We start from the raw sequence: 23,967 nt of genomic DNA, 5'->3' as shown, positions 1-23,967 counted from the left end.
TATCATTTATGATAACGGGCAAAAACTACATAGGAAATCAACTTTCATCTGAAGGATCAAAAACATATAAGACCTTTAACCCCAAGTTAAATATTGAGAACACCCCTCTTTTTCATGAAGCTTCATCAGAAGAAATAGAAAAAGCAGTTTCTTTAGCTTCAAACGCCTTTGAGATCTTTAAAAAGATTTCAGGAGCGAAAAAAGCTGAATTTCTGAATGCTATTGCTGATGAAATTTTGGCATTAGACCAAGCTCTTATCGAGACATATATGTCTGAAACAGGCCTGCCAGAAGGAAGAGCAAAAGGGGAACGTGGAAGAACTATTGGACAATTACGAATGTTTGCCGAATTGGTATTAAATGGATCTTGGGTAGAGGCTACTATCGATACAGCGGATCCAGATAGAAATCCAATACCAAAACAAGACATCCGAAAAATGCTTGTGCCATTAGGACCTGTTGTAGTTTTTGGTGCTAGTAACTTTCCTTTGGCTTATTCTACAGCTGGTGGAGATACAGCCGCTGCATTTGCAGCAGGATGTCCAGTTATTGTAAAATCACATCCTATGCATGCAGGAACTGGAGAATTGGTTGCTAGTGCAATTGCAAAAGCAGTTGAAAAAACGGGAATGCCAAATGGAGTTTTTTCAAACCTTAATAGTTCGGGAATTGAAGTCGGCACACAACTCGTAGAACATCCAAAGGTTAAAGCCGTTGGTTTTACAGGAAGTATTATAGGAGGAAGAGCGCTGTTTGATTTAGCGTCACAAAGACCAGAGCCTATTCCTGTTTTTGCAGAAATGGGAAGTATTAATCCTGTTATTTTATTGCCAAAAGCTACAGAATCTAAAGGTAAAGAACTTGCCAAAACCTATGCACAATCCATAACTCTAGGAACAGGACAATTTTGTACAAATCCAGGATTAATAATAGGTATTAAAGGATCTTCATTAGATAAATTCATTGAATCCTTATCCGATGAAATCTTAACAATAGATCCTTCCTGTATGCTACATCCTAACATCATAAGTAATTATGAAAGAAATAAAAACCGCGCATTAGAACAGAATGGACTAATAACTACAGCCGATTATCATGATGATGTCGCAGTTAATCATGCAAGACAAACCATAACTACAGTAGAAGGTAAAACCTTTTTAGAAAACACTACATTACATCAAGAGGTTTTTGGACCATTTTCTATGGTAGTACAATGTGAAGATATAGAAGAATTAACTGCAGTAATCTCTAATCTAGAAGGGCAATTAACAGGAACTATTTTAGCAGAAAATGATGAATTAAACTCATATCCCTTTATCGTCGATGCCTTGCAAAACCGAGTAGGTAGAATTATTTTTAACGGAGTTCCTACTGGTGTGGAGGTTTGCCCTTCTATGCTTCATGGTGGACCTTACCCTGCTTCTACCGACAGTAGATTTACCGCAGTAGGAATTCACTCGATAAAAAGATGGGTTCGACCATTTAGTTATCAAAATTGGCCCAATCATCTTTTACCAGATGAATTAAAAAATGAAAACCCTTTAGGTTTGTCTCGTCTAGTAAATGGCTCGTCAACCAGTGATCCCATCTAATCATGTCTAGAACTGTTTTTAAATGTATCGACGCACATACCTGCGGAAATCCTGTAAGAGTAGTCACCACAGGACATCCAAATCTGCAAGGGAATTCGATGAGTGAAAAAAGACAACATTTCCTCAAAGAATATGATTGGATCAGAAAAGGGTTAATGTTCGAACCACGAGGTCATGATATGATGAGTGGTAGTTTTTTATTTGAACCACATAATCCTGAAAATGATTTTGCCATCTTATTTATCGAAACCTCAGGTTGTTTGCCGATGTGTGGCCATGGAACTATTGGTACTATTACCATTGCTATTGAAGAAGGACTCGTACAACCAAAAAATCCAGGAATCATAAAAATGGAGGCGCCTGCTGGTTTGGTAGAAATCAGCTATCAACAAACTTCAAATAAGGTGGATTGGGTAAAGTTGAAAAATGTAAAATCATATCTAGCTAGCGAAGGCCTCAAGATCCAATGTCCAGAGCTAGGAGAAATTACTTTTGATGTCGCCTATGGTGGTAATTATTATGCCATCATTGATCCGCAAAAGAATTTTAGTGGTATACAAGATTTTACTGCTTCTAAATTGATCCAGTTTTCGCAAATACTAAGAGAGAGTATTAATAAGAAATATCCTAATCAATTTATACATCCAGAAAATCCAACGATTCGAGATGTAAGCCATGTATTGTGGACAGGAACTCCTTTAGATGTTAAATCTTCGGGTAGAAATGCTGTTTTTTATGGTGATAAAGCAATTGATCGCTCTCCTTGCGGAACAGGAACCTCAGCAAGAATGGCTCAATTATACGCAAAGGGAAAACTAAAAAAAGAAGAAGAATTTATCCATGAAAGTTATATAGGTTCTAAATTTATTGGAAGAATTGAAGAAGAAACAACATTAAATGGTAAAAAGGCCATTATTCCAAGCATACAAGGATGGGCGAAAATATACGGATATAATACCATTATTATTGACGAGGAAGATGATCCATATGCGCATGGGTTTCAGGTAATTTGATAAGATGTATTAATAAATCAATGAAAAAATGATATAATAAAGTAATTTATGATTTTAGAAAATAATCAAAAAGAGATTAAACTAACATATGGAAAAGGTAGAATTCATTGAAAAATTTAAGGATCGAACTAAAAAATTATCTGTAGACATAATTCTGATGTATAATAATTTGAATAAATCAGAAGCCACTAAGGTTATTGGTTATCAAATTATAAAAATTGCAACCTCGACAGCAGCGAACTATCGAGCTTCGTGTATTGCTAGATCCAAAAAAGAATTTTATTCTAAAATTTCAATTACAACTGAAGAGGCAGATGAAACCGTATTTTGGTTAGAAGTTTTAAAAGATTCGGGATTAGCATCTGAAAAATTAATTAATCCACTCTTAAACGAAGCAGAAGAAATTCTAAAAGTAGTATCAAAAGCTAGAAAAAACACCACATTTAATTAAATTATTTATACCATTAATTAGATCATTGTTTCACTAAACCATTCATACATTGAAAAATTGTATCATTATAGGAGGAGGTATTATCGGATTATCATCCGCTTATTACTTACAGAAGGCTGGACATAAGGTTACCATTATTGATCAATCCTCTATGGACTATGGAGCTTCTTATGTAAATGCAGGATACCTAAGCCCAAGCCATATTATTCCGTTAGCAGCTCCCGGAGTGATGAAAAAAGGATTAAAATGGATGTTTAACCCAGGAAGTCCATTATTTATTAAGCCACGTCTAAAATCAGATTTTTTGCAATGGGCATGGGCATTTAACACTTCTTGTTCTGTCAAAAATGTAACTAGAAGTATACAGCCTATTAAAGATATTACCCTACTAGGTCAGCAATTATATTCGGAAATAAAAAAAGAAGAGAATTTCAAGTTCCAACTAGAAAAAAAGGGACTTTTAATGATTTGTCAAACTCACAAAATGCTAGACGAGGAATTAAAGGTCGTGGATTTAGCAAAAAAAGAAGGACTTGCAGCAAGAGAATTATCCTTAAAAGAATTACAGCAAATAGAACCAAATGTACAAATTGACGCTAAAGGTGCTGTTTTATTTGAGTGTGATGCTCATACTACTCCAACTACTTTTATGGAAGAAATGAAAGCTTATCTAAATAAAAATGGTGTTACTATTCTTAAAAATGAAAAGATACGAAGTGTACAAAATGAAGGAGAAAAAATAATTTCAATAACGAGTGATTCCAGCACCTATACAGCAGATGAATTTGTAGTAGCCGCAGGATCCTGGTCAAAATTACTTTGTAAAAAACTAGGCATCAAACTTCTGTTAGAAGCAGGCAAAGGGTATCGAATTAACTGTACTAGAGACCTTGGTATTACTATGCCCGCTATATTAGCGGAAGCAAAAGTAGCAGTAACTCCAATGAATGGTTTTACCCGATTTGCTGGAACTATGGAAATTGCCGGAATTAATCATCATATTAATACAGTTAGAGTAGATGCTATTGCCAAAGCAGCTCACAACTATTATCCAGACATCACTATATCCAACTCCGAAAAGAATGATGCTGCTTGTGGCTTAAGACCTGTAACACCAGATGGAATTCCTTACATTGGAAAATCTGGAAAATGTAAAAACCTAACTATAGCTACAGGACACGCAATGCTTGGTTGGAGTATGGGAACATCTACGGGAAAACTCGTTTCAGAAATTATTTCTGATAAAAAAACATCATTAGAGATAGAAGTGTATCATCCAGATCGAAGGTTTTGAGTATCTTTAGGATCACTTTACACAAACTCAAATCTCATGACTGTATCTAATTACAACCTACTTTCGCTTGTCCAAAAAACAACTTTAATTGTTTTAATATCTAACTTCTTTTCATTTTCATTAAATGCTCAGCAAACATTAACCAATACGCTAATGCATGATGGAATACAAAGAGAATATATTTTATATATCCCTGCCAGTTATTCAGGTAATGTAGAGGTTCCATTGGTTTTTAATTTTCATGGATATGGTTCAAACCACACCCAACAAATGAACTATGGGGATTTTAGATCTATTGCAAATCGGGAAGGTTTTTTAATAGTACATCCGTTAGGAACCGTTGATAATAATGGAAATACTCATTTTAATGTAGGCTGGGGAACTAGTACCGTGGACGATGTAGGATTTACTGCAGCGCTAATTGATGAAATATCATCAAACTATAGTGTTAATCAAAAACGCATTTACAGTACTGGTATGTCTAACGGCGGATTTATGAGCTATAGATTAGCTTGCGAACTCAGTGATAAAATTGCTGCTGTCGCTTCTGTTACAGGAACCATGACTGTGGGCCAACAGAATAATTGTACAACTTCACACCCAGTACCTATTATGGAAATACACGGAACGAATGACTCCACAGTTCCCTACAACGGAAATGGTGGTTTTGAATCTGTTGAAAACGTACTTAATTTTTGGGTAAATGCTGTAAATACGGATTCTACGCCTACGATCACAAATATTGATGATGTTAATCCCAACGATAACTCTACGGTAGAATATTATGTATATCCTAATGGTGATAACGGAGTCCAAATGGAACACTTCAAAATAATCAATGGAGGTCATACATGGCCTGGAAGTGCTTTTGAAATTGGTCCTGTTACCAATAAAGATATAGACGCGTCTGAGGAAATTTGGAAATTCTTTTCTAAATACGATATTGACGGTGCGGAGCAACTCTCCGTAGACGAATTTAATGAAGGTGACTTAACTGTGAACATTTATCCAAATCCAACCAGTAATTATCTTACCATAAACACAATTTTTTTTGAACCTGTACCGTACAGGTTGTATTCTGTATCAGGAAATGTAGTATCTACCGGAGAAATAGACACTGTTGATCAAAAAATCAATATAACTAGCTTAGCCTCTGGCATCTATTTTTTAACTATTAAAAATAGTTCCTATAAAATATTGAAAACGGAGTAATTAGGTATATTTTTTAGTGGCGATTAATGATAAAATTTATGAATAATTTCTACGAAATAGATGAAATAGGAAAAATGGAGCTTTTAAGCAATCTGAATTGTTACAGTAGCTTAAAGGAATTTAAGGTTGAAGAGTATTCAATAACTATAGGAATTAATTCCACTGATGAAAATCAAGCCAAAAATCTCCATAAATATATACATCTAATTTTGAACCAAATTTCAAATTTTGATAGCAAAGCAAAGGAAAAACTAAAAGAGCTATATAATCCAACTAAAAGAGAGCTTGAAGAAATAAAAATCAGTCATAATAGATTTTTATATCAATAAAGATTTTGATTTACTTTATAACCTCCTGAAGGTTTTCCAATGGAATATTTAAGTATCAAATTTTCCAAACATGGGGTAATTATTGATTCTGGAGGAGGAAATTATTAAAAAATGAACCACAACAATATGTAGCCAAAATTAAAAATTGGCGGTTATACACAAATTGCTATACACAAAATACACCTTTACAGAATATCTGTTTGTCTTTTATAAAAGGCGTCTTGTTGTTTTTGCATTAATTCTCTAGCGATTTTCTTTTTGTACTGATACAACTCATCTTCTTCAGCAATATCATTGTAAACTCTATCATTTACCACATGATCCGTTTCTAGCAAGGCTTTACGTTGATCTGCTTTCTGCGCAGTCCATGTTTTGACCTCACCTTCTAAATCTTCTATTTTAAAATCATATTCCCCTTTGGGAGATAGTAATTTTGCGAAAATCGGAGAAGTTTCGATCGCTAAAAACAACAAAAAGATAAAGAAAGAAGGTAACCAAGGTAATTCGCCCAATGCATTTACCCTCGCCATTAATCCATCAAAATTATCAATAATTGGCTGAGAATCTTCTACCTGTTTTTCATATGCTTGTGCAAGTTCACCTTTCTGTACTTCCAAATTTACAATTTTTTCAGCATTCGTTTTCTTTAACTCCACTAATTCTGCTAATTGCGCATCATGCTTTTCTCTTTTTTCTTTGTAAACAGGACCTTTACCCACGAGCTCTGTTCCCTTTCGCCCTTCTGCTTCGGCAATATATGTTTCATACAATTCATTGACTTCCGCTTCTTTGGTAGTCACTTCTTTTTTTAGTGCTTCAATTTCAGTATCAATCCCTTCTACAACAGGCGTATATTGCGTAGCTATCTGTTCCTGATTTGCCAACGTAAGATCATTTTTTTGCTCTAAAAGCACTTGATCTATTTCCTTTTCAAAAATCTTTAATTCTAGAGGTTTAGATATCACTACTGCTATGATGACTGCCAAGATAATTCTAGGAGAAGCCTGCAAAAGCTCATCCAAAAAACTATCCTTTTTCTTTATGGTAGAAACGATAAACCTATCCAGATTAAAAATTAACAGCCCCCAGACAATTCCGAAAAACACTGCTGTAAAATAATTATCAAAAACTGTGTATAACGCATAACTAGCGGCTAAAAAAGCCATTAATGCTGTAAAAAATACGGTTGCGCCAATACCGGCATACTTATTTTGTTCTCCGTTGGAGCAATTAGCCAAAATATCGGCATCTGTGCCAGAGCACAGAATAAAAAATCGTTTTAACATAATCTAAGGGTAATTTTGATTGACAATAGACTTATAACGCTGATTACTAATCAAATGTTGCACAAAAACCCCACCAAAGTGAGGTTTTAATGCGTTTTTATGTATTGATGAATGATATCTAAATAATTAATCTTTGATAATCACTTTAGATTTACCGTTATTAGTAGAAGCATCAATGGATAGCGGATTACCCGAATCCTCTACTAATTTGAGTGCTTTTTTAGCGGAGATTTTCTTTCCGTTATAATAGAATTCCGCGTCGTTTTTTGCCATGTTTTCTATTAATTTAGCAGGAGTCTGGCGTTTAGCTCGTTGTTCTGCTTTTCTAGCATTCATTTCTGCAGCGCGCATAGCACTTTCACTTGCCAACATTTGTGCTCTAGCATTCATTTCTGCCTTGCGCATTTCTTGTCTTGCTTGTTGTTCTGCTTTTCGAGCTTGCATTTCCGCTTCACGTATTGCTTTTTTCGCATCCAGTTCTGCTTTATAGGCTTCAAATTCAGCTTTTACTTGCTCTTTTTGGGCTTTTCTTTCAGCCTCTAGAGCTAACTTTCTGGCTTTCGTTTCTTCTTTTCGCATTGCCTTCTCAGCCTTTCGAGCTTCTATTTTAGCTTTTCTCATATCTTTTGCCGACAATTCTCTCAATCTTTGTTGTTGTTCTAATACCTCTGCTCTTTGTTTCTCTGCTTGTTCAGCTGCTTCAGCTCTGGCTCGTTCTGCAGCTCCTATTAACTTCTGCATTTGCTCCATTGCGATAGCTCGTTTTACTTCAGCTTCTTCAATTCCAGCAATTGCATCTCTTCGATTTTCCTGCTCTACTCTTTCTGCTTCTGCAATTAATCGCTGAGATTCAGCTAACACTTCCATTTCTTCTGCTTTTATCTCCTCTAATGCTCTTTCTTGTTCCGCTTTTTGTTTCGCAATCTGAGCTTCCACTCTTTTGACATAAGCTTCTTTTTCTTCTTGGGTCAAGTCAGAATCTTCTGAAAACATTACCTCCACATAATTTCCATTCACTTTTGAAGGAGCTTCTGGAGCAGGTGGTGGCGGAGGTGGAGGAACATCACTTTTCTCACCTTTCTTTACTTTCGGAGCTTCTGGCGCTGGTGGTGGAGGCGGTATATCAGGAAACTGCTCCGACCTTTTGCGTTGATCTGGATTCATCTTTGTATAAATATTTATCATACGATAAATCTCACTATGCTTTACGCTAACTGGTTTATTCCCTTTAATCTTGGAATTTAAATCCTTTGCCCAGATATTATATTCTTTTACCATTTCTTCAGTTACTCCATCCTGAACGTCTTTCTCTTTCCAATTTTTGGAAATGGTCATAGTTCTTTTCTCAGAAGTATTTTTAGTTGATGATGGTTCAAAAGATTGAGGTTCTTCAACATAACCTTCATTTTTAAACTTAATATCACCCATGTTAAGGTCTTTAAGCGCATCTAATAATGGAAGTATAAACAAATCCTTATTAGCTTCTTCATGAAAAGTTATATTAGCATTCGCATCTTTTTCTGAAGCATTATTTTTTACATATTCTTTTGCTAAATTTCTCACTTCATCAATACTAATTTTCTTTTCTTTATGATAAAGATTGTTATTGGCGTCAATTGTTAATTCAAAATCATCTGTAACTAACAGTTCTGGGACTTCTTTGATAATTTCCTTAGCTACAATATCATTATTAAATGACAGTAAACCAATTGCTAGTAACGGTAATACGGCTAGCATCTTTAAGATTGCCCTCTTGCGGGAAAAATTTTTAGTCATCATCTGTAATCGTTTTTTCGTTAATGAATAATTAATAGGACTCGATAATTCAGCCTGATTAGAGCTGTTTTTGTAATTAACGAGTAGGTCAAAATAACTCTGTATTGAAAATTGTTGTTTTAATACATTCTGATCTGCTAAGAACTCATGATTTAATCTGATTGATTTTTTGATAAAAATAAATACTGGATTAAACCAAAAAATTACTTGCAATAATTCTACAAACAGTATATCTAAGGTATGCTTCTGAAGCACATGTGTTTTCTCATGAAGAAGGATTTGTTCTGGAATAGCGTTTTGTTGAAACTCTTTTTTGGAAACAAAAATAAAGTCAAGAAACGTATGCGGAACAATGGAGTTTCCCACCAAAACGTTTACATGAGATGTCTCCTTTAAACGTTCATTTCTTCTCACTTTTTTGCCAATATCGATAAGATTCTTAATGAAACGAATGCCAAAAATCAACACGCCGATACCGTATATACTCCATATGATAATTGATGTATAATCAAGTGGTTCTTTTACATCACTTAGTTCAGATACATTCATCATCAATGGAGCTGTCCCATCTACCACTATTTCTGGTTGCGGAGCAACTTCTACCTCATAAGTAAGTGTAATAAGAGGTACGCTAAAAGCAAACACTAAACTAAAAAGAAGATAGAATCTCTTTAAAAAATGAATATTCTCCTTTTCTAAAAACAACTTATAGAAACCCCATAAGAGCATCAAACACAAAGAAGATTTAAGAATATAGGCTATCATTTTTGTTTCTTTAAAAGTTCTTGATCCACTATTTTTTTAAGCTCCTCTAACTCGGAAGTAGACAAATTTGTTTCGGAAGTAAAAAACGAAGCAAACTGTGAAGCAGAATCATTGAAGAAATTCTTTATTAAGCCATTCACATGCTTAGAAAAATAATCTGTCTTTTTTACCAACGGATAATATTCTCTCGATTTACCATATAATTTGTAGTCTACAAAACCCTTGTCTTTCATTCTTTTTAACAAAGTTGCCACTGTAGTTGTAGCAGGCTTTGGTTCTGGAAAGGCATCGAGTAAATCTTTCATAAAAGCTTTCTCTAATTTCCAGAGATACTTCATTAATTGTTCTTCGGCTTTTGATAATTGCATTCTTCTACGTTATTAGAATTAACTCTACAAATGTAGAATAAAAATTTATATTTCCAAATATCCTTATTCTAAAAAATAAAAAAACCGCTCATTTAGAGCGGTATATCATTAGTTTTATAAGAAAAACTTATTTAAACAATTCGGTAAAATATTTATAAAATAACGGAATAGTTTCTATTCCTTTTAAATAATTCCAAACTCCAAAATGTTCATTAGGAGAATGAATCGCATCGCTATCTAGTCCAAATCCCATAAGAATAGTTTTACTTTTCAGTTCTTTTTCGAACAAAGAAACAATTGGAATACTACCTCCGCTACGTTGTGGGATTGGAGTTTTACCAAAAGTATCTTCATAGGCTTTACTTGCCGCTTGATATCCCACGCTATCGATTGGGGTAACATATCCTTGTCCTCCATGATGCGGAGTGACTTTTACTGTTACTGCTTCTGGAGCAATTGCTTCAAAATGTTTTGCAAACAACTCTGTGATTTCTTCCCAATCCTGATTAGGAACTAATCTCATGGATATTTTAGCGAATGCTTTACTAGCTATCACAGTTTTTGCACCTTCTCCTGTGTAGCCTCCCCAAATTCCATTAACGTCTAAAGTTGGTCTAATAGAATTACGCTCATTAGTAGTATAGCCTTCTTCGCCATATACCGCTTTGATATCTAATGATTTTTGGTAATTCTCCAAAGAAAATGGAGCTTTTGCCATTTCTGCGCGCTCTTCTTTAGAAAGCTCTTCTACTTTATCATAAAATCCTGGAATGGTAATATGGTTGTTTTCATCATGAAGTGAGGCGATCATTTTTGTCAGAACATTAATTGGATTTGCTACTGCACCTCCATACAATCCACTATGTAAATCTCTGTTAGGACCAGTAACTTCAACTTCTACATAACTCAAACCTCGCAAACCTGTAGTAATAGAAGGAACATCTTTTGCAATCATACCAGTATCACTAATCAGTATTACATCGTTTGCTAACTTCTCTTGATTATTTTCTACGAACCAACTCAAGCTACTACTTCCTACCTCTTCCTCTCCTTCTATCATAAATTTTACATTACAAGGAAGCTGGTTAGTCTTCGTCATTAATTCCAAGGCTTTTACATGCATATACATCTGTCCCTTGTCGTCACAAGCTCCTCTTGCAAAGATTGCTCCTTCAGGATGTAATGCTGTTGCCTTAATAACAGGTTCAAACGGAGGACTGTCCCAAAGATCTATAGGATCTGGTGGTTGTACATCATAATGACCATATACCAACACTGTTGGCAAATCTGGATCGATAATTTTTTCACCATATACAATTGGATATCCTGGAGTTAAACAAATTTCAACCATGTCACACCCTGCTTTCTCGAGGCTCTTTTTAATCTCATCAGCAGTTTTAATCACATCATTTTTATAGGCAGAATCTGCACTGATCGACGGTATTTTGAGTAGTTCTAAAAGTTCGTTGATAAAACGATCTTTATGTTCCTGAACGTAAGATTTAATATTTTGCATTCGTATGAGTTAATTTTCGTTAAATGTAATAAAAGTTTATATTTTTTAAGAAGGTTGTTTTTATTTTAAAAGTATTGTTTATATTTGCACCCGCTTACTAACAATAGTGGGTCATTTTGTACTAAGTCCTAAGTGGTACAAAATAGTAAAAATGCGGGCGTGGTGGAATTGGTAGACACGCTAGACTTAGGATCTAGTGCCGCGAGGTGTGAGAGTTCGAGTCTCTCCGCCCGCACAATAAAAGAAAAAGCTGAATCAAATGATTCAGCTTTTTTGTTTTATAAATTCCTTGAGTATTACAAAAGTTTACTCTCCTTTCTCAAACTGTTTATCGTTCAATGTTTTTATAAATGCGATTAAAGCTTTAGATTCATTATCAGTTAAGTTTAATGAATCAGCTGGTAGTGTTTGATAAGGCACATTCAGTCCCATTCCTTGTCCTCCCCCTACGTTATAAAATTTAATAACTTCCTCCAAACTGTCATATACTCCATTGTGCATATAAGGTGCGGTTAATTCTGCATTTCGAACAGTCGATGTCTTAAAGAAGTTTCGTTTTTCTTCTACCTCATACGGATAATATTGACCTGGATCTTCATCTAATATTGGGTGTTCAAAACTTGCATTTTTAGGAACTCCAAGATTTTCAAATTCAGTTTCCAAGTATTTAGGAGGAACCGTACCATTAAATGTTGGTGGAAAATGACAAGTTGCACAAGCAGCTTTACCCATAAATAAATTGAAACCTGTAATTTCTACATTAGTAAGCGTATTTTCAAGACCTTGCATGTTTCTGTCAAACTTCGAATCAAAAGGAGATAAACTTCTAATATACGTAGCTATGGCATGACGTGCATTACGATTTGAGATATTTCCATCATATAAAGAATCGAATTGCTGTACATAAGTCGGATTTGACCGAATACGTCGCTCTATCGTGTTTAGATCTAAATGAAATTCATTTTGATCATTAACTACCTTTACAATTTGATCTTCTAAACTAGCAGCTCTACCGTCGTAAAAGAACGTACGTTGAAAAACTGCGTAAGATAATGTCGGTGTATTACGGAGTAATTCAATATTATCAATTCCTTTTGCTTTTTTAAGTCCGTCTGTAAAGGCTTTGTCTTTATGATGACATGTAGCGCAACTAATGGTCCCTGTACCCGATAAGGATTCATCATTAAAGAGCATTTTTCCTAAAGCAACTCGCTCATCAGTAATTTCTGGTGAGCGTGGCGTTGAGAATTGCGCCATGTTAAAAAAGTCTTTATCAAAAAGATTGGTCGATGATGGATTGAGAGCGCGAGAAGTGTTTAAAGTTACCTTCCAATCTTTTGATGTCAAATTAATAAGCTCTAACTGTTTGTTCGTATGGTTTTTGATAAATGTATACCGATCAAACGTATCAAAGTTTCCTGATTTTAATTCTGAAATCGTATTATCTATTTCTTTTACCCAAGATTGATATAACTCCTTTGAAGCGAAAGCTTCTTTATACATACCAAGAACTTCATTAATAGTCTCATAATTATAAATGGCTTCATTTAGAGAATTTGCCAACATGGGTGAATCAAAACCTGTGATACCTTTTGTAGCAATATTCACGATGCCATCACGCAACATTTTTAAATGATGCCTATCACGTTGCTTTATAATGATATGATTCTTCCTAATGTAAGGGATACGAACCTGTAGATACTGTGCAACCCTAAATATCTCTTTATTTTCAGGGTTTTCTTCAGCATATAATAATTCTTCTAGAACCTGGTAACTTTTGGGCTTTGATTTTTTAATATCTTGATAATCCTCCATTTCGATTTTCAGCAAATTCGGAGCATTCATTGAAAGGTAATTCTCATAGTCATAAGCTATGAGCATAGGCTCTGCACGTTTGTACCATTTTCTGCTTTCTAGAAAACTATTTTTATTTTCTTCTAATGTCTTCAACGTATCTATCTTCTTAATATAAAAAGCAGCACTATCTAAAGTTTTAAAATAGTGATTTCTAATAACGTCGTTGAACATCGATTCAGCTTTTGATGAAGTTGATACTGCCAATAGCTTTTCTTCTTTTTTACAAGAAATGGTAAGAAGTAAGACAAACGTTGTAAAAAAACAATACATATTTTTCATAGCGGAAGAAATAATTTTAAATACACAAAAAGCTCCCTAATACTTAGGGAACTTTTTATTTAAGTTTGTTATCTTAATATCTATCTTGGTAATCCAGTGATCTTAAACAAGAATGAACCTTCAAGTCTAGCAGAAGACTCATCGATTGCAGTAGGATCGTAGAATTTAGCACCATCAGCACGTACAGCTGATTCAGGTTGACTACTGTAATTCCATCCATGTACTTGTGCCCCACCAATGAAAGTAGACTCTGTAGCACCTATAATATCGGTAACATCAATTAAACCAGTTATTTCCCAATAGCTATCTGTATTTCCAATACCCATTCCGGCTGCTGCAACTTGATTACATTCCATTACTTCGGTTACGGCTCCAGTATTCAAATCCAATTGCCATAATTTAGCATAACCTGTAATGTCAGCGTTCAAATCTGCGTAACCATTAGGATCTTCTTGAATGTAAGCATAATTTTCAGTCACTAATATGTTATCAGGAGAATGCATACCATCAGCTTTACCACCCTCAAGGTCTCCATCCATAACTACTTCTAAAGTAGCAGGTCCAGTAGGATCGTCTGGATTCATTACTAATTTATATACACGTCCAAAAGTTGTACCTCTGTTCGCTAAATCAGGATTGTCACTTCTGTATCTTCCAGTAGCATTAAAATATACCTCTCTGTTAGCATCTGCAGAACCTCTTCTCCAGTCGATATCCTCAATTCTCTGAAAACCGATAGCTAAAGAGTCTATTGCTTCTTGATTTAATTCATTTAAAGTTCTCTCGGTAACTTCTACCCATTCCACATCATACGATGTACCTTCTGCCATACCCATTTCGAAAAGTTGACCACCAGCACCAGGAGCTGTTTCAGTAGGGTTTGTTCCTCTTAAAACATATAAGCTTCCTCCATTTAAATCTCCTCTAGCACCAACATACATAGCAAAGTGAGCTTCTGGATAATCATTGCTACTATCATCATCTCCCATAAAAACTACTGTTTGCGAAGGATATGCATCTTTACCAATAACTACTGCGTTTTCTGTTGACCATTCACCAAGTGCAGGTAATCTATCAGCCTCTACTCTATCATCTGTAGAACGGAATGGATTCACTCGGTAAACACCTTTTGCATTTCCACCCCACTCACCACCTGAAAGGTAAAGCGGTCCAAAACCATGCTCCTCTGTAGTGATAGAAGAACCTGAACATTGTGCAGTAAAGGCTGTAGCAGTAGCATTTACAATGTAATCACCTTGTAAAGGTTGTAAATCTGAATTCATCATAATTCTAGCGATAGAAAAGTCAGACTCTAGGTTATTGATAAATGCGTACATGTCATTACCAGCAGGATAAAGAGCTGCTCCATCCATGAAAGAACCATAAACGAAGGTAGAATCAGAAGGAAGTATATCTGCTGATGTTAATATCATTTCTAAATCGGCAGAAGAAGCGAAACTACCTTTAAGCTCAAAAACGTCGTTAGATACAACTGAGCTTTCTAAAGGTTCAGACTCTTCAAGTGTTAAATCCATACCATCTACACCATCTTGACCGTCAGCTCCATCTTGACCATCAACCCCGTCGATTCCGTCGATTCCGTCACGACCATCCTCACAGCTATAAAATCCGATGTTCACCACCGAAATCATTAAAATCCCTAATATTAACTTTCTAAGTTTCATAATTTGTGTTAGTTTAAGTTTACGTTTATTCTTAATTCTGACTATACTTATATTGAGGTCAAAACTAATTCTTGATTTTTGTAAACCCGTTAACTGAACGTGTTCTATACTTGAAGAAAAATTAAAAAAAATGTTACCTTTTTAAAGAGAATGTTATTAATAAGATCCGATCTAAATAAGCGAGATTTTTGTTGAACTACATAAGTTTATACTACAACAATTTATTATGAGAACTGCACGCAAATATGAAACTTCCCATCCTCCATTAAAAAATTTCGATAAATCTCTACCCGACTATACAACAAAGAAAAGAGGCTGTCTGAAAAGGCAGTCTCTTTTTTTTTGCTAAAAGCTTTAGACTTTTTATCTTTAGGTATGAGTCGCCACGTTGTTTTCAAGAGGTATGATCAAGATCAATTACGTCTTTTACCTCCCAGTTATGATGATCTGGTTCTCCAAAATCATCCTGTCCGTATAGTAAGTACTATTGTCGATCATTTGAATATCGATAAACTCACCAAAACCTATAAGGGAGGTGGTACTTCGAGCTATCATCCTCGTATGCTGCTGAAGGTTATTATCTATGCTTATTTACGTAATCTTTACTCTTCTCGTAAGATAGAACAAGCTTTACAAGAGAATGTTCATTTTATGTGGCTCAGTGGTGGAAATACTCCTGATCATAATACAATCAATGATTTTAGAGGTAAACGCTTAAAAGGTCATTTAAAAAAGATTTTCAATCAAGTAGTTATTTTACTGTAAGCAAGGATATTTGTCGTTGAAAGATTTATATGTTGATGGTACAAAAATCGAAGCCAATGCCAATCGTTATACTTTTGTTTAGGCAAAAAGCATCAACACCAATAGAGGTAAGATAACCAAGCAACTCAAGGAATTATGGGCTTATGTAGAAAAGGTCTATGCTACTGAAGAACAAGCACCTAATACTCCAAATTTTGAAGCCATTGACCCAGAACAGGTATCCCAAACCATTGCTCAAATCAACCAAGCATTAGAAGGTAAAGAAGTGGATAAAAAAGTAAAACAAAAACTTAGCTATGGCAAAAAGCACTGGCCTTCTAATATTGACAAATATAATAGACAAGAAGCTCTGTTAAAAGATCGTGGTAGTATGAGCAAGACGGATCCTGATGCCACTTTTATGCGTATGAAGACTCAAAAGAAACGTATTCCACTAACTCGTGGATTACTAGGGCTTTTAAAAAAGTTTATCAACTTTGAGCAATCCCTACGCGAATCTCACCCGATCACTTTTAATGTTGCTTACTATCGTAGGGTAGCCACTATCAAAAAAATCTACACACAACAAAAAGCATATTTTAAGACAGGAGCAAAAATAAAAGACCGTATGGTAAGTATATCCAAAGACTACGTGCGCCCAATTGTACGTGGTAAAGAAATCAAGTCCGTTGAATTTGGCGCCAAGGTCAACAAACTACAGATAGATGGTATTAGTTTTATTGAGCACATTAGCTTTAATGCCTTTAATGAAGGCACAAGATTGCAATCAACCATCTATAAAGCCCAAAGCCTCACCCATAGAAAAACCAGGGTTTTAGGAGCCGACGCTTTTTATGCTACCAACAAGAACAGGAAATATGTTACCCATCATAACATTAAAACCGACTTTAAAAGGAAAGGAAAACTCCCAAAAAATTATAAAGCAGAAAAAAAGCTAAAAGTACTTATTACAAAAGAAAGAGCGACTCGATTAGAGGGTAGCTTTGGTAAAGAAAAGGAGTACTATCATCTCAAAAAAATCAAAGCCAAAGCCAAAACCAAAGCCACAGAAATACTTTGGATTTTCTTTGGCATACACACCGCAAATGCCCTAGAGATCGGAAGACGAATGTATCTAGCTCAGCAGCTAGCAGCCTAATTCTTTTAATTTAAAAATGAAAATCACGGGATACCTATGTCTGAATACTACCCAAAACAGAAAAAACTACACCTGAGAGCTTAAAATCAAAAATCCAAGACTACAAAATCGAAAATCTTGGATTTTTTTAAATTCTTCTTTGAAAATTAGGCTGTTTTCTGAATGCGCCTATAAAGCAAAAACATAAAAAATAGAAAGCAGTAAAATCAGCACTTTATCGGGCTGAAATTGGGTAAAACACTATCTAAAAGTCAAGTAAATCAAAATCACAATTACACAAATAGCTACTCCTACTGGAATGGTATATTTCCAAGGTGTAATATTTACTTCCTTGGTATATTCAATTTTAAAAGCTTCTTTACGTGGAAACATTTTACCAATTATAATCATTATTAAAATGTTAATGGCAAATAGCACTCCTTGCACATGTAAAAAATGAGGAAATGTACCCTTCATCACTGTATTATCTAAAATAACATAAATCAAGTACACCACTGCTCCTAAAATAATAGCTACTTTGGCCGCAACAGCAGGAATCCGCTTTGTTAAGTATCCCATAATTATGATCGTTAAAATAGGGATTGTATAGCATCCGTTAACTTGTTGTAAATACCCAAACAAACCCGAAGGAGCATTTGCAATCAGTGGTGCAATAAACATAGATAATACTGCGAGAATGATTCCGAATACCTTTCCGGTTTTTACGATCTGTTTTTCAGAAGCACTTTTATTGATATAGCCTTTATAAATATCTACTCCAAAAAGAGTAACAGAACTATTTAAAGCACTATTAAATGAACTCAAAATAGCACCAAAAAGTACAGCAGCGAAAAAGCCAATCAATGAAGTTGGTAAAACTTTACGCACTAAGGTAGGATAGGCTTCATCTGGATTGGTAATACTATCTCCGTATAAATGAAACGCAATAATTCCTGGTAACACCACTAATACTGGTCCTAATATTTTAATAAAAGAAGCTAAAAGGATTCCTTTTTGTCCTTCTTTAAGGTTCTTAGCACCTAATGCTCGTTGAATAATTGCCTGATTTGTTCCCCAATAAAATAATTGAACCAACATCATTCCTGTAAAAATAGTACTGATAGGTACAGAAGAATCTTCGCTACCCATTGATTTAAATTTATCAGGATTTGCTGCCCATAACTCCGTAAACCCTTCTACCATATTACCATCACCTACTAACATCAAACCTAAAACAGGAATAATCGAACCACCTATCAACAATCCAACTGCATTGATTGTATCTGAAACCGCAACTGCTTTAAGTCCTCCAAAAATTGCATAGATAGAACCAATAATTCCAATGGAAAATACTGTAATCCATAATGCGGTTGTTTTATCTACATTGAGTAATGTTGGAATATCAAAAATGGTACTAATGGCTAGAGCTCCAGAATATAAAACAATAGGTAAAAGCACTACCACATACCCTGTAAGAAACAATCCCGAAGTAATCGTTTTAGTGTCAACATCATACCTTCTTTCTAAAAACTGAGGAACTGTTGTTAATCCTTCTTTAAGATATCGTGGTAATAAATATAAGGCAGTTACTACCATGGCGATTGCGGCTAGTGTTTCCCAAGCCATTACCAAAATTCCTTCAGAAAAAGCCTGCCCATTTAACCCTACAATCTGTTCTGTAGATAAATTAGTAAGTAATAATGAACCTGCAATCACTGGAGCTGTTAAGCTTCTACCAGCCAAAAAATAACCTGTATATGATTTCTCATCCGTTTTTTTTGTTGCTAAATATGAAATCAAAGCTACCAGCAAGGTAAAGCCAAGAAAAGTGATAATACCCATAAGATTTTGATAGAATTATTTAAAATTGAAAACAACAGTATTCTTCCTTTTTACAGGATTTTAACCCATTGCGTTTCCTGAAGCAATTACGATTACTCCTAATATCATTGCAGTTAATCCTAGATAAAGAATTTTTCTCGGTTTAGCACTCGTGCTACTCCACTCACCAGTAAGTATTCCAGTAATTATAGCTACAGCAACACATACCGTATTAAATATGGCATATCCAACCGTATTCCCTGAAGATCCTAATTTGTAAGCTGCAAAGGCAAAAGTTCCTGAAGCAGCAAAGTTTAAAAGTGCCATGATAAATGTATAAAACAAGTTTTTCGATGTATGCGAAGAATTGAATTTGCTCCACAATTTCTTAGCACTCAATTGATATATAAAATAAGGAATCACAAAAATAGCTCCAGATACATAGATGACCACCATTACCATAACTGCCGTAATCCACTCTGGATTTCCAGCTTCTTGACAAGCCTGATGCAAATACGGTCTTCCATAGGCATTCGCATAACTAAAACCAGTAGCTAACAAACCTCCAATAACAGCTATAATAATTCCAATAGTCATCGAAGACGCTTTTCCATCTAATTTTTCTCTACTATTTTTTTGATCTTCTGCTTGTCTCAGCATTCCTGCTTTCCCATTAAAAGACACCCCAAATAGCACTATTAAAATTCCTAAAAGGATTACCATAAACACATTATTGGAAGGTAATCCATCCACTAAGAACGGTAATAAAGATCCTACAAGAATAACGGTACCAATAAAAATCGAAAAACCTAAGGACAAGCCAATGTAATTAATTGCTTTTCCCCACATCATAACACCAATACCCCAAAGAATACTGGCTACTCCCATTTTCCAAAGGATATCAGTTGGGATATTCGAAATGATAACATCAAAGTCTTTCACTAATAAAAAACCAGCAGCTATTGGAATAATGAGCATATTGATAAAAAACATCATACCCCAAGTGTTTTCAAACTCGTATCCTTTGGTATATTTTTCGGGCAATGCATATAGTCCAAGCATTAATCCAGCGAGGACTGCAAATAATATTCCTATAGTCATAATTATTAATTTTAAAAGTTGAGTATTGTGCTATTAATTTTATATATCTTCTTGACTACTTAATTGTAGAAAATTTGAATATAGTAGTACTGGTAAATGGTTCTTCGGGATAGGTAATCGTTTTAGGAGCATCCTCTAAATTTACTCCATTCGGATATCGATGGGTTTCGCAACAAAATGCCTTGTATTGTCCATACTGATCTCCTGTTTCTCTTTTTAGTGCATCAGAAGTAAAATACCCTGAATAAAATAGCATTCCAGGTTCTGTGGTTGAAACTTCCATAGTTCTTCCAGTTCCTGCATGCTCAAAAGAGGCTACTTTCCTTAACTCAAAATCTTTTGGGAACAAAAAATAATGATCAAAACCAGTTTCCATATGATCTAAAGCTTCTTTAAAAAACTTTCCATTCCTAAAATCTTCTGGTCTTCCATCCACCTCTATTACTCCTCCTTGAGCTACTCCTTTGTCATCACCTTCTAAAAAAGCATCTGAATGAATGGTTACTTTATGATTGTGAACAGTTTCTTCGAAACCAGATAAATTAAAATAAGAATGATTGGTTAATGAAATTGGAGTCGCTTTATCCGTATTCGCTTTATAAGAAATAATTAGTTCGTTTTCGTTGGTAAGGGTAAAACGAACCTTAGCATTTACATTTCCTGGATATCCCTCTTCCATATCGGGGCTTTGTAAACTCATGATGACCGTAACTTCATCTTTCATATTATCATAACCCTCTACTGTCCATATTCTTCTGTCAAATCCTTGAGTTCCTCCATGTAAATGGTTTCCTCTATCATTACCAACCAAGGAATATTCTTTACCTTCTAAGGTAAATTTTCCTTCATGAATACGAGAAGCACATCTTCCTACTGTTCCACCGAAATACGGAGCGTTATTCTTATACTCTTCTGAAAAATAACCATCAATATTCTCAAAACCACAGGTAATCTCTCTGGAGTTACCTTGATTATCTGGTGTAAGAATAGCCGTAATCGTTGCTCCGTAATTCGATACTTTTACTACCACACCATTATCATTAGACAATTCATATAGGAAAACCTGATCGCTTTCTATATTACCAAAATTTGTTTTTTCTACTTTCATTGACTATTAAAATGTGTGGGTTATTAAATAATTTATGTGAATCGTACTAGTGCTGTTCAAAAGGCTCTAATTTTCCCCAATTGAAAACAACACCAGTTCCAGCAATATCAGGAGCTACTGCTCTGTGGTTTTCTACAATTAACGGTCTTAATGTATATTCATCAATAGGAAAACTATGCACCTCTAACCATCCTGCATTTTCTTGGGAAGACACCAAACTTACATGCAATTCTTGCATGCCATGAGAACATACCGGAATGTTATGTTGTCTTGCCAGTTGGGCAACACGCAACCACCCTGTAATACCTCCACAATTAGAAGCATCTGGTTGTATAAAGGATAATTTTGATTGCTCAAATGCATATTCAAACTCGTGAATTGTATGTAGATTTTCTCCCATAGCTAGAGGAAAGCCTGTTCTTTCTACTATTTCACCATATCCCTTATAATGATCTGGAATTATAGGTTCTTCAAACCAAGTAATATCATATTCTTTAAATCTACTGATCGCTTCGATAGCTTTATCAATACTCATAGAATAATTGGCATCTACCATAAAAGTAACATCAGGACCAATATGCTCTCTCACTGCCTTTATACGCTCAATATCTTCATCTAAATTTTCTCTACCAATCTTAATTTTGACCGCATTAAAACCATTGGATAGATAGGTATCCATGTTCTGTAGCAACTTTGGCAATGGAAATTGTAAATCAATTCCTCCACAATACGCTTTGCACGTATTATTTGCTCCTCCAGCGACTTTCCAAAGAGGTTGTCCTAGCCTTTTACAGTGTATATCCCACAAAGCTATATCTACAGTAGAAATGGCAAAAGAAGCAATTCCTCCTCTTCCTACATAGTGGATATGCCATTCTAAAAAATCATAGATTCCTTCAATATCAGCACCATCTTTTCCGATTAGAGCTTCTTTAAAATCATATGCTATCATTGCTTTTATAGCTCTACCACCTTTACCACCGGTATAGGTATATCCTGTACCTTGACTTCCATCATTTAAGGTAATGGTGGTAGTAACTAACTCAAAATGATAATGATCTCCATGTTTGGCGTCAGAAAGTACTTCTGGCAGAGGTACTTCGAATAATCTAACTTCTATATCTTTAATTTGGGTATCCATTAATTGTAACCTATTATTTATAATTCATATAAAAGGTTTTCTTTTCCAGATACTGTTCGAATCCGTACTTTCCATCTTCTCCTCCGCTTCCTGAAAGCTTATATCCATTATGGAATCCTTGATGCTGCTCTCCATGACCTCTATTCACATAGATTTCACCAAATTCTAATTCATCATTACAACGTAATATGGTTGCCATATCTTTGGTAAAAATCATGGCTGCCAGTCCATATTCGCAATCATTAGCATATCTAATCACCTGATCAAACTCAGAAAATTTAATTACAGGTAATATCGGCCCAAATGATTCTTCGTGTACGATAGTCATTTCTTGAGTTACATTTGTAAGTACTGTAGGTTCGAACCAATGCCCTTTTTCAAATTCAGCTCCTTCTGGTCTTTTTCCACCCGTTGCAACAGTGGCTCCCTCTTTTATACTTACCTCCACTAAATGTTGCATGTTTTTCAATTCTGAGGCATTCACTTTAGGTCCCATCGATACACTTCTATCTAAAGGATTTCCAACCTTGTAAGTCTTTAAATGCTCCATAAATTTCTCCATAAACGCATCGTATACATCTTCATGCACATACATACGTTCATTACAAGTACATACCTGTCCACAATTATCAAATCTGGAGTGGAATGCTGCTTCAGCAGCCTGATCTAAGTCTGCATCTGCAAATACTATAGCTGGTGCTTTTCCTCCAAGTTCTAACTGAACATGAGTAAGGTTTTGAGCTGCTGCTTTAAAAATCTGCTGACCTGCTGGAGTACTACCTGTCATGGTAACCATTTTGGTAATTGGATTTTCCACTAATGCATTCCCAAGTACTCTTCCTGATCCAGTTACCACATTTAATAATCCTTTAGGTAAACCTACTTTTTCGGCAATAAAACCTAATTCTAAAGTTGCTAAAGGAGTTTCTTGTGTTGGTTTTACTACAATTGCATTTCCGGCTACCAAAGCTGGACCTATTTTTCTACCAGCTAAGGCTAGAGGAAAGTTCCAGGCAGTAATTGCTACAACAACTCCTCTTGGAATTTTATGTATGTAAATATGTTCATTTTCATTATCAGAAGGCATAATATCACCTTCTATATGTCGAGCCCAATCACAAGCATATTCTATAAAAGTTGCCGTAACTTCTACTTCGATTTCCGCCAAGGAAATAATTTTACCTTGTTCTCTGGTTAATAATTCTGCTAGATATGGCTTATTTGCTCTTATTTCGGCAGCAAACTTTCGCATAAGTTCTGCACGCTTTCTAGGAGGAACTTTTCTCCATTCTTTTTGTGCTTTTTCGGCTGCTTCCAGGGCAATTTTTGCATCTTCTTCTACACCCATTTGCACGGTTCCGACAACACTTTCATCTATTGGACTGGTAATATCAGCAGTTTTTCCAGATGTGGCGTTAGCCCATTCTCCATTAATAAAAAGTTGATATTCTTTTGCTTTCATCTTTTCTTTTTTTGAGGTGTTTTTAATTT

Annotated in this window: 19 protein-coding genes and 1 tRNA gene; 9 read left to right on the top strand and 11 right to left on the bottom strand. The window is 35.1% G+C overall.

Going from position 1 to position 23,967, the window contains the following annotated elements; all coding sequences use genetic code 11:
- Nucleotides 1-8 precede the first annotated feature (8 nt).
- The 6 genes from Q1B37_RS09150 (at nt 9) to Q1B37_RS09125 (ending at nt 5,891) form a co-directional block, all read left to right on the top strand.
- On the top strand, nt 9-1,592 hold the full coding sequence (locus tag Q1B37_RS09150) for an aldehyde dehydrogenase (NADP(+)) (RefSeq protein WP_299898115.1): 1,584 nt from the start codon (nt 9-11) through the stop codon (nt 1,590-1,592).
- A 2-nt stretch (nt 1,593-1,594) separates the two neighbouring features.
- A complete protein-coding gene (locus tag Q1B37_RS09145; RefSeq protein WP_299898114.1) occupies nt 1,595-2,605 on the top strand; it encodes a 4-hydroxyproline epimerase in 1,011 nt (336 codons plus the stop codon).
- Between the two features lie 88 nt (nt 2,606-2,693).
- Nucleotides 2,694-3,056, top strand: a complete 363-nt coding sequence (locus Q1B37_RS09140; RefSeq protein ID WP_299898112.1) for a four helix bundle protein — start codon at nt 2,694-2,696, stop codon at nt 3,054-3,056.
- 49 nt (nt 3,057-3,105) lie between these two features.
- Nucleotides 3,106-4,350: an FAD-dependent oxidoreductase gene (locus tag Q1B37_RS09135; protein ID WP_299898110.1), complete on the top strand. Its 1,245-nt coding sequence runs from the start codon at nt 3,106-3,108 to the stop codon at nt 4,348-4,350.
- A 36-nt stretch (nt 4,351-4,386) separates the two neighbouring features.
- Complete coding sequence (locus tag Q1B37_RS09130) at nt 4,387-5,562, top strand: T9SS type A sorting domain-containing protein (RefSeq protein WP_299898109.1); 1,176 nt, start codon at nt 4,387-4,389, stop codon at nt 5,560-5,562.
- 38 nt (nt 5,563-5,600) lie between these two features.
- Nucleotides 5,601-5,891: a hypothetical protein gene (locus tag Q1B37_RS09125; protein WP_299898107.1), complete on the top strand. Its 291-nt coding sequence runs from the start codon at nt 5,601-5,603 to the stop codon at nt 5,889-5,891.
- A gap of 185 nt (nt 5,892-6,076) precedes the next feature.
- Here the strand turns inward: Q1B37_RS09125 and Q1B37_RS09120 are convergent, their stop codons facing one another.
- From Q1B37_RS09120 to Q1B37_RS09105, 4 genes are all read right to left on the bottom strand, one after another.
- Nucleotides 6,077-7,177: a DUF4407 domain-containing protein gene (locus Q1B37_RS09120; protein ID WP_299898105.1), complete on the bottom strand. Its 1,101-nt coding sequence runs from the start codon at nt 7,175-7,177 to the stop codon at nt 6,077-6,079.
- A gap of 126 nt (nt 7,178-7,303) precedes the next feature.
- Complete coding sequence (locus Q1B37_RS09115) at nt 7,304-9,718, bottom strand: M56 family metallopeptidase (protein WP_299898103.1); 2,415 nt, start codon at nt 9,716-9,718, stop codon at nt 7,304-7,306.
- Nucleotides 9,715-10,086, bottom strand: coding sequence for a BlaI/MecI/CopY family transcriptional regulator (locus Q1B37_RS09110; protein WP_299605460.1), 372 nt, complete (start codon nt 10,084-10,086; stop codon nt 9,715-9,717). The genes Q1B37_RS09115 and Q1B37_RS09110 overlap by 4 nt, the downstream gene beginning before the upstream one ends.
- A gap of 127 nt (nt 10,087-10,213) precedes the next feature.
- Complete coding sequence (locus Q1B37_RS09105; protein ID WP_299898100.1) at nt 10,214-11,602, bottom strand: dipeptidase; 1,389 nt, start codon at nt 11,600-11,602, stop codon at nt 10,214-10,216.
- Between the two features lie 153 nt (nt 11,603-11,755).
- On the opposite strand from Q1B37_RS09105, the gene Q1B37_RS09100 reads away from it, so the two are divergent.
- Nucleotides 11,756-11,837, top strand: a tRNA-Leu gene (locus Q1B37_RS09100).
- Between the two features lie 71 nt (nt 11,838-11,908).
- Here Q1B37_RS09100 and Q1B37_RS09095 read toward each other — a convergent pair.
- Both Q1B37_RS09095 and Q1B37_RS09090 read right to left on the bottom strand, forming a co-directional pair.
- Entirely contained in the window at nt 11,909-13,630 is a 1,722-nt protein-coding gene (locus Q1B37_RS09095) for a cytochrome c peroxidase (RefSeq protein WP_299898098.1), read from the bottom strand.
- A 188-nt stretch (nt 13,631-13,818) separates the two neighbouring features.
- Nucleotides 13,819-15,423, bottom strand: a complete 1,605-nt coding sequence (locus tag Q1B37_RS09090) for a phosphatase (RefSeq protein WP_299605453.1) — start codon at nt 15,421-15,423, stop codon at nt 13,819-13,821.
- Between the two features lie 375 nt (nt 15,424-15,798).
- Between Q1B37_RS09090 and Q1B37_RS09085 the strand changes: the two genes are divergently transcribed.
- Nucleotides 15,799-16,188: a transposase gene (locus tag Q1B37_RS09085; protein WP_299898096.1), complete on the top strand. Its 390-nt coding sequence runs from the start codon at nt 15,799-15,801 to the stop codon at nt 16,186-16,188.
- A gap of 265 nt (nt 16,189-16,453) precedes the next feature.
- Complete coding sequence (locus Q1B37_RS09080) at nt 16,454-17,326, top strand: transposase (RefSeq protein WP_299898094.1); 873 nt, start codon at nt 16,454-16,456, stop codon at nt 17,324-17,326.
- Nucleotides 17,327-17,566: 240 nt separating this feature from the next.
- Here the strand turns inward: Q1B37_RS09080 and Q1B37_RS09075 are convergent, their stop codons facing one another.
- From Q1B37_RS09075 to aldA, 5 genes are read right to left on the bottom strand one after another with little or no spacing between them, the layout of a single operon-like run.
- Entirely contained in the window at nt 17,567-19,147 is a 1,581-nt protein-coding gene (locus Q1B37_RS09075) for a solute:sodium symporter family transporter (RefSeq protein ID WP_299898093.1), read from the bottom strand.
- Between the two features lie 60 nt (nt 19,148-19,207).
- Nucleotides 19,208-20,227 carry an L-rhamnose/proton symporter RhaT gene (locus tag Q1B37_RS09070; protein WP_299898091.1) on the bottom strand — a complete coding sequence of 340 codons (1,020 nt, stop codon included), beginning with the start codon at nt 20,225-20,227 and terminating at the stop codon, nt 19,208-19,210.
- 55 nt (nt 20,228-20,282) lie between these two features.
- Nucleotides 20,283-21,335: an aldose epimerase family protein gene (locus Q1B37_RS09065; RefSeq protein ID WP_299898089.1), complete on the bottom strand. Its 1,053-nt coding sequence runs from the start codon at nt 21,333-21,335 to the stop codon at nt 20,283-20,285.
- Nucleotides 21,336-21,381: 46 nt separating this feature from the next.
- Nucleotides 21,382-22,476, bottom strand: a complete 1,095-nt coding sequence (locus Q1B37_RS09060; RefSeq protein ID WP_299898087.1) for a mandelate racemase/muconate lactonizing enzyme family protein — start codon at nt 22,474-22,476, stop codon at nt 21,382-21,384.
- A 13-nt stretch (nt 22,477-22,489) separates the two neighbouring features.
- On the bottom strand, nt 22,490-23,938 hold the full coding sequence (gene aldA, locus Q1B37_RS09055; protein WP_299898085.1) for an aldehyde dehydrogenase: 1,449 nt from the start codon (nt 23,936-23,938) through the stop codon (nt 22,490-22,492).
- Between the last annotated feature and the right edge of the window lie 29 nt (nt 23,939-23,967).

This window comes from uncultured Aquimarina sp., from assembly GCF_947492965.1.
Classification (GTDB): Bacteria; Bacteroidota; Bacteroidia; order Flavobacteriales; family Flavobacteriaceae; genus Aquimarina.
The sequence above is the reverse complement of the archived record's forward strand: the minus strand, read 5'-3'. Positions and strand labels throughout refer to the sequence as shown.

Bases quoted from the DNA above. Each gene is read 5' to 3' on its own strand.
- Q1B37_RS09150 (WP_299898115.1), top strand. From the start codon at position 9: ATGATAACGGGCAAAAACTACATAGGAAATCAACTTTCATCTGAAGGA.
- Q1B37_RS09145 (WP_299898114.1), top strand. From the start codon at position 1,595: ATGTCTAGAACTGTTTTTAAATGTATCGACGCACATACCTGCGGAAAT.
- Q1B37_RS09140 (WP_299898112.1), top strand. From the start codon at position 2,694: ATGGAAAAGGTAGAATTCATTGAAAAATTTAAGGATCGAACTAAAAAA.
- Q1B37_RS09130 (WP_299898109.1), top strand. From the start codon at position 4,387: ATGACTGTATCTAATTACAACCTACTTTCGCTTGTCCAAAAAACAACT.
- Q1B37_RS09125 (WP_299898107.1), top strand. From the start codon at position 5,601: ATGAATAATTTCTACGAAATAGATGAAATAGGAAAAATGGAGCTTTTA.
- Q1B37_RS09120 (WP_299898105.1), bottom strand. From the start codon at position 7,177: ATGTTAAAACGATTTTTTATTCTGTGCTCTGGCACAGATGCCGATATT.
- Q1B37_RS09115 (WP_299898103.1), bottom strand. From the start codon at position 9,718: ATGATAGCCTATATTCTTAAATCTTCTTTGTGTTTGATGCTCTTATGG.
- Q1B37_RS09110 (WP_299605460.1), bottom strand. From the start codon at position 10,086: ATGCAATTATCAAAAGCCGAAGAACAATTAATGAAGTATCTCTGGAAA.
- Q1B37_RS09105 (WP_299898100.1), bottom strand. From the start codon at position 11,602: ATGCAAAATATTAAATCTTACGTTCAGGAACATAAAGATCGTTTTATC.
- Q1B37_RS09095 (WP_299898098.1), bottom strand. From the start codon at position 13,630: ATGTTCAACGACGTTATTAGAAATCACTATTTTAAAACTTTAGATAGT.
- Q1B37_RS09090 (WP_299605453.1), bottom strand. From the start codon at position 15,423: ATGAAACTTAGAAAGTTAATATTAGGGATTTTAATGATTTCGGTGGTG.
- Q1B37_RS09085 (WP_299898096.1), top strand. From the start codon at position 15,799: ATGAGTCGCCACGTTGTTTTCAAGAGGTATGATCAAGATCAATTACGT.
- Q1B37_RS09075 (WP_299898093.1), bottom strand. From the start codon at position 19,147: ATGGGTATTATCACTTTTCTTGGCTTTACCTTGCTGGTAGCTTTGATT.
- Q1B37_RS09070 (WP_299898091.1), bottom strand. From the start codon at position 20,227: ATGACTATAGGAATATTATTTGCAGTCCTCGCTGGATTAATGCTTGGA.
- Q1B37_RS09065 (WP_299898089.1), bottom strand. From the start codon at position 21,335: ATGAAAGTAGAAAAAACAAATTTTGGTAATATAGAAAGCGATCAGGTT.
- Q1B37_RS09060 (WP_299898087.1), bottom strand. From the start codon at position 22,476: ATGGATACCCAAATTAAAGATATAGAAGTTAGATTATTCGAAGTACCT.
- aldA (WP_299898085.1), bottom strand. From the start codon at position 23,938: ATGAAAGCAAAAGAATATCAACTTTTTATTAATGGAGAATGGGCTAAC.